Raw genomic sequence first — 6,262 nt, 5'->3', positions numbered from 1 at the left:
CTCGTCAGGCTCATAACCTGAAGGCCGCAGGTTCAAATCCTGCCCCCGCAACCAATCTTTCTTTCCCAAAACACAACAAACCTAAGCCCTGTCGGCTCGCGGACTTATCCTGTAATAAGATCAGCATGAGCACGTCCTTCCTGTTTACCGGTCCCGACAACGCACCCGTGACGATCCTCCTCGCGCATGGCGCCGGCGGTGCCATGGATTCGGCGGGCATGGAGCGGTTTTCCGAGGCTCTGGCTGTGACTGGAATGCGGGTCGCTCGGTTCGAGTTCGGCTATATGGCCGAGCGGCGGCTGTCCGATCGCCGTCCGCCGCCGCCGAAGGCGGAGACGTTGATCCCTGAATATCTGGCGGCGGTTCGTGACCTTGGCGCCAGCGGTCGGCTTGTCATCGGCGGCAAGTCGATGGGTGGGCGGATTGCCAGCATGGTTGCCGATGATCTTTATCGCTCGGGCGATATCATTGGATTGCTTTGCCTTGGCTATCCGTTTCATCCGATGGGAAAGCCGGCGCAATTGCGCACGGCGCATCTGACCGCGATCGAGACGCCGACGCTGATCTGTCAGGGGACGCGGGATGCGTTCGGGACGCGCGAGGAGGTCTCAGGCTATGCGCTTTCGCGCGCGATCGACATTTTCTGGCTTGAGGATGGCGACCACGATCTGAAGCCGCGCAAGGCTTTCTCCGGCTTCTCGGCGGCGGATCATATGGCGGCGATGGCATCGCGCGTCGGTGCCTGGGCTTCTGGCCTGTGGCGTTGATCTATCTTTTCTAAAACACTCTACGCTTGACTAACTGCGCCCGCTTCTGCATCCTTGCGTTGAAATATCAGCATGCGATCCGATCAGTGTCTGCCGAGGGGGAACATTGTGAGAGATGGTGCCGGTTGCGGCGTGTTCGTCGTTTTATTGTCCGTCTTGGGGGCTGGGACGCCTGTCCTTGCGGATGACCTCAAGATCGCCATGCCGAACTGGCCATCCGGCCAGGCGACGGCCTTTATTCTCAAGGTCGCGATCGAGAAAGAATTCAAGCAGCCTGCTCTCGTCCAGGAAATGGGCACGCTCAACGCCTTTGCAGGGCTTGAGAAGGGGAGCGTCGATATCCATCCGGAGGTCTGGCAGCCCAATCTCGCCGATGTCATCGAAAAATTCGTGACCGAGAAGGGTGTGGTCGTTCTGGCCAAGCATACGGTTCCGGCGTGGCAGGGCATCTGCGCGACGCCTGAAGCGGCCGAGAAGGGGATCACTGATATCACCGATCTCAGCGACCCCGAAAAGACCAGTCTTCTCGATACGGATGGCGACGGCAAGGGGGAGATGTGGATCGGCGCGCCGACCTGGTCCTCGACGGGGATCGAGCGTGTTCGGGCGAACAGCTATGGTTACGCCAAGACGATGACACTGGTGGAGGCCGAGGAAGAGGTGGCGATGGCCGGCATCGACGCCGCGGTCGCGACCGGCCAGCCGGTGGTGTTCGCATGCTATGCGCCGCATTTCGTCTTCGACCTCCACAAGATCGTCCGGCTTGAAGAACCAAAGCATGATGCGGCCAAATGGTCTTTGGCAAGTGCGACAGATCCGCTTTGGATCAAGAAGTCGTCGGCCTCGACGGCCTGGGACACGGCGACCTTCCGCATTGCCTATTCAACAGCGCTTGCCAGCAAGCACCCTAAGATCGCGGCCTTCCTGGAAAAGGTCGAGCTGACGCCGGAGGAGGCGACGGCGATGAGCTATGCGCTCGAGGTGGAGCGGCAGGCGCCGCTTGGCTATGCCAAGGCGTGGGTGGAGCGCAACGCGGCGCGGATCGATGGGTGGGCGAAGCCATGAGGGCGCGGTTTTCTTCTCTGGCGACATGCAATGAGGCGTTCGGTTGGGTAACCCGGCGCTTGCGCAAGAGGCTGCCGTTTTCTGCGGTGGCGGTGCTGCTTGCGCCCGTCATCGTGCTGGCGCAGACGCAGATCTATGACGCCAAGACGCGGACATGGGTCGACTATGACAGCAAGAAGGCCCGGCAGTATTACGCGCGCAACAAGCAATCGCCGGAGGCCTTTCGCAGGCAGATCGTGACGTTCAGGACCGCGGAGCCGCCGGGGACGATCATCATCGATGGCAACCAGCATTTTCTCTACCTCGTGCAGCCGGGCGGGCAGGCGATTCGCTACGGCATCGGCGTCGGCCGTGACGGGTTCGGCTGGGCGGGGATCGTGCGGGTCGGGCGCACGGCGGAATGGCCGGTATGGACGCCGCCGGCCGAAATGGTGGCGCGCGATGCAAATGCGGCCAAATGGGCCGCCGGCATGCCCGGCGGGCCGGAAAACCCGCTCGGGGCACGCGCGCTTTATCTCTATGCCGGCGACCAGGACACGATCTACCGTATTCACGGCACGGCTGAGCCGTGGACGATCGGGCTCGACGTGTCGTCCGGGTGCATCAGGCTCAACAATGACGATGTGACGGACCTGCATTCGCGGGTGCAGATCGGCGCCAAGGTCATCGTGCTCATGCAGGGTGCCGCGCTCTACAAAGGTATCTGATCGATAGCGCCGGCATTGGCCGGGGATTGATCAGGTCTCACGTTATAAACGTCTGGAGGGGACAGATGTCGAGAGAAGACTTGAAGCGAGGCGGTCGGGCTCTTCTGGCCGTGGTCGGACTGTTGTCGTTGGGCGCCTGTACACCCGCGCCGCCGCCACCTGAAGCCATGGCGCGCACAACGCTGATGACGGCGCCGGCCGATCTGCAATTGCTTTGCGCCAATGCGGTGACGAGCAGCGCCGGAGCCGGTGTCAAGGTCTTGCCGACAGGCTCTCGGCTGCAGCCGGATGGGACGTTCGCCGTCGATCTGGATGCAGGGGGTAAGAAATACGCCTGCATTGTCGACAATAACGGCAGCGTGCGGTCGGTGGCACCCGTCTGAGCGCCGTAGGGAGCGCATCGAGCCCTGGCCTGTGAAGACCAAGGCTCTGTTCGCTGTCAGACGGCGGCGAGCGTCAGCGTGACTTTACCGAAGCGGGGGCAGGTGGCTTCCAGCGTGATCTCGCCGGTCAGGCCCGTGGTCTCGATCCAGAGACCAGCCGTGCCGCCCTGGAGCGGGATGGTGCTGGGGCCGACGATCTTTGCCGGGCCGGTGAGAGATACCGCCACCACTTCGTTGAGGAAGGGCAGCCGTTGGCCCTGCTGGTCCAGCGCGCGCAAGACGACACGGGTGGTGTCACGTTCGCGTGCCTTCAGCCGGGTGCTGTCGGCCACTACCTGCAGCGTCGTCGGCAGCGGATCGGCGACCAGCGTCAGCTGCGCCACGGGCGCGCCGTCGACATAGCCGGTGAAGCTGCCGTCGATCCACTTCTGGCCCCATATGCCAAGTTCGTCGGCGGTGAAGTGGCGATGGTCGAAGACCACGGGCGGATGCGGCAGGTGTGGGAAGTTCTCGTAGTCGGGGCCGACGCGCTTGGTCACCGAGCCGTAGGTCAGCTCGACCTCGTCGCAATTCGTCAGCACGATCAGCGGGAGGACGCCGCCGATGTTGCGCTCGCCGCGCGCCCAGAAGGTCACCGGCTTCATGATCACCTCCTCGGAGGGTTCGCACTGGCTGGCATAAGCGTAAGCGGCGAATTTCGGTTCGCGGAACATGTCCATGACGCCGTGGTAGCAGATGCGGTCGCCGGAGCCGAAATCCTTGTGGGTATTGTAGTCGAACATGCACCAGCCGATGGCGCCTGCTATGTCGGGATCGCCATAGGCGGCGTTCAGCACTTCGAGGTGGCGGCGGACATGTTCGGCCTGGCGCGCTTCCTGGTCGTAGATCTTGGTCGGGTACATGTGACCGCCGAATTCGGTGATCATGTAAGGCACCTTGTAGGAGAGGCCGGTGCTCTCCTGCTGCGGGCGCAGCGGTGTGCGCGGGCGGTTGGCGCCGGGCAGCTCCTCGTTGCCGAGGATGAAGTCGTTCATCGTGTAGACGTCCTCGAGCAGCTCGCTATCGGTGATGTAGCGAACGCCGCCGGTCGGGCGGGTGGGATCGAGCTCGCGGGCAAGCCGGTTGGTCTCGGCGTAGAAATGGTGGCTGTCCTGGCTCTCGTTGATGCGCACGCCCCAGATGCCGATCGAGGGATGGTTCCAGTCGCGCTCGATCATCCGGCGGACGTTGCGGATGGATTCATGCTGCCATTCCTGGTCGCCGATATGCTGCCAGCCGGGGATTTCCTCGAACACGAGCAGGCCGATCTTGTCGCAGCGGTCGAGAAACCACTTCGACTGCGGATAGTGCGAGGTGCGGACCATGTTGCACTTCAGCACGGATTTCATGATGTCGGCGTCGCGTTCCTGGGCGGAGCGGCCGGCGGCATAGCCGACATAGGGGAAGGACTGGTGGCGGTTTAGCCCGCGCAGCTTCAGCGGGCGGCCGTTCAGCCGGAAGCCTTCAGGGGTGAACTCGGCGGTGCGGAAACCGAAGCTGGTCGTCAGCCTGTCGGAGCCGTGGCTGGTCTTGAGCTCCACCGTCATCTGGTAGAGTTCCGGATTGTCGATATCCCAGCGCGCGATACCGGTGAGGCCGCTGAAATCGAGCGTGGCGTCGTCGCCGGTCGTATCGGCCGATGCGGTGGCAAGCACATTGCCATCGATATCGGCGAGCGAGGCCGTCAGCGTTCCCAGGAAGTGCACGTTGCGGGGGTTGGAGAGATGGACGCGGACGGAGGCGGACTTGTCTTCCGAGAGCACATTGGTGGTCTCGATCTTGACGTTCTGGATCGAGACGGGATCGGTGACCTTCAGCCAGACTTCGCGATAGATGCCGGCGTAGGTGAGGTAGTCGATCGCGCCGCCGAAGGGCGGGATGGCGGGGTTTTCGCTGCCATCGATGGTGACTGATATCAGGTTGTCGCCGCGTTGCAGGCCGTTGGTGAGGCGCGCCTCGAAGGGCGTGTAGCCGTCCTTGTGGGCGATGATCTCCTCGCCGTTCAGATAGACCACGGCGTCGGCCATGGCGGCGTCGAACACCAGCGAGACCTCGCGGCCCTCGAATTCCGGCATCCAGCGCAGCAGTTTCTGATAGGTGAAAGCGCGCTGGTAGCTCGCTTCATCGAAGTAGTTGAACGGGAGTTCGACCGCCGTATGCGGCAGGTTGACGGTGACGCGGCCGTCGAAATCGCGCAGCAGATGCTGGCCGGCACCCTGATGGAAAGCCCAGGATTCGTTATAGGGAACGATGGAACGCATGTCAGTTTCTCACGGCAGTAACGGTATCGGGGACGGAGGCGCAGCGGGACGCAACAAGCGGCTCCGGCTGCGCGTTCAATGTCAGTTTTGGCTTACGGGTACTGGGCGCCGTTGGTCGTCGTGTAAATGGCGTAGACCGATTGCGTCGCGGTTATGAACAGGCGGTTTTTCTTCTGGCCACCGAAGGTGATGTTGGAGACCGTCTGCGGAACCTTGATCTTGCCGAGAAGGGTGCCGTCCGGCGCGAAGCAGTGAACGCCGTCGGCAGCACTGCTCCAGAGGTTGCCGGCAACGTCGAAACGGAACCCATCGGGCACGCCGTTGTCGATCGAGCAGAAGTAGCGGCTGTTGGTCAGCTTGCGGTCGTCGATCACGTCGAAGACGCGGATGTGGCGCGGCACCTCGTGGTTCGAGGAGCCTGAATCGGCGATATAGAGCTGCTTTTCATCCGGCGAGAAGGCGAGGCCGTTGGGCTGGATGAAGTCGGTGGCGACCGCTTCGATTTCGCCGGTTCCGGCATCGATGCGGTAGACGTTTCTGGTTTCCTGCTCGGGCTCGCCCTTGTGGCCTTCATAATCGGACATGATGCCGTAGCTCGGGTCGGTGAACCATATGGAGCCGTCGGAGCGGACGACGACGTCGTTGGGCGAATTCAGCCGCTTGCCCTTGTAGCGATCGGCGAGCACGGTGATGCGGCCATCCGGCTCGGTGCGGGTCACGCGGCGGCCGCCATGTTCGCAGGATACCAGCCGGCCCTGGCGATCGCGGGTGTTGCCGTTGACATAGTTGGATGGGGAGCGGAAGACCGAAGCACCGCCATCGGGCACCCAGCGCATGATGCGCTCGTTGGGAATGTCGCTCCAGAGCAGGCAGTTGAGATCGGAGAACCAGACGGGACCCTCGGCCCAGCGGCATCCGGAATAGAGCTCTTCCAGCCTGGCGCTGCCCGCGATCAGGCGATTGAAACGATCGTCACGGATGTCATAAAGCGCATCTTGCGACACAGGCTGCTCCTCCCAAAGCGATTTGATCTCCTTCGT

Annotated in this window: 6 protein-coding genes; 4 read left to right on the top strand and 2 right to left on the bottom strand. The window is 62.6% G+C overall.

What is annotated here, in order from left to right:
- The first annotated feature begins 125 nt into the window (after positions 1-125).
- From ACODTZ_RS30615 to ACODTZ_RS30600, 4 genes are all read left to right on the top strand, one after another.
- On the top strand, positions 126-767 hold the full coding sequence (locus tag ACODTZ_RS30615) for an alpha/beta hydrolase family protein (RefSeq protein WP_489030368.1): 642 nt from the start codon (positions 126-128) through the stop codon (positions 765-767).
- 147 nt (positions 768-914) lie between these two features.
- On the top strand, positions 915-1,832 hold the full coding sequence (locus ACODTZ_RS30610; protein ID WP_489030376.1) for an ABC transporter substrate-binding protein: 918 nt from the start codon (positions 915-917) through the stop codon (positions 1,830-1,832).
- Between the two features lie 59 nt (positions 1,833-1,891).
- Entirely contained in the window at positions 1,892-2,539 is a 648-nt protein-coding gene (locus ACODTZ_RS30605; RefSeq protein ID WP_489030367.1) for a L,D-transpeptidase, read from the top strand.
- A 65-nt stretch (positions 2,540-2,604) separates the two neighbouring features.
- Complete coding sequence (locus tag ACODTZ_RS30600; RefSeq protein WP_489030365.1) at positions 2,605-2,922, top strand: hypothetical protein; 318 nt, start codon at positions 2,605-2,607, stop codon at positions 2,920-2,922.
- A 56-nt stretch (positions 2,923-2,978) separates the two neighbouring features.
- Here ACODTZ_RS30600 and ACODTZ_RS30595 read toward each other — a convergent pair whose 3' ends face one another.
- Positions 2,979-5,222: a glycoside hydrolase family 2 protein gene (locus tag ACODTZ_RS30595; protein WP_489030363.1), complete on the bottom strand. Its 2,244-nt coding sequence runs from the start codon at positions 5,220-5,222 to the stop codon at positions 2,979-2,981.
- A gap of 92 nt (positions 5,223-5,314) precedes the next feature.
- A complete protein-coding gene (locus ACODTZ_RS30590; protein WP_489030361.1) occupies positions 5,315-6,226 on the bottom strand; it encodes an SMP-30/gluconolactonase/LRE family protein in 912 nt (303 codons plus the stop codon).
- Positions 6,227-6,262 lie beyond the last annotated feature (36 nt).

It is taken from the genome of Rhizobium sp. FG113, assembly GCF_057809895.1.
The sequence above is the reverse complement of the archived record's forward strand: the minus strand, read 5'-3'. Positions and strand labels throughout refer to the sequence as shown.

Excerpts from the sequence above, each read along its gene's own strand:
- ACODTZ_RS30595 (WP_489030363.1), bottom strand. The coding sequence starts at position 5,222 with ATGCGTTCCATCGTTCCCTATAACGAATCCTGGGCTTTCCATCAGGGT.
- ACODTZ_RS30600 (WP_489030365.1), top strand. The coding sequence starts at position 2,605 with ATGTCGAGAGAAGACTTGAAGCGAGGCGGTCGGGCTCTTCTGGCCGTG.
- ACODTZ_RS30615 (WP_489030368.1), top strand. The coding sequence starts at position 126 with ATGAGCACGTCCTTCCTGTTTACCGGTCCCGACAACGCACCCGTGACG.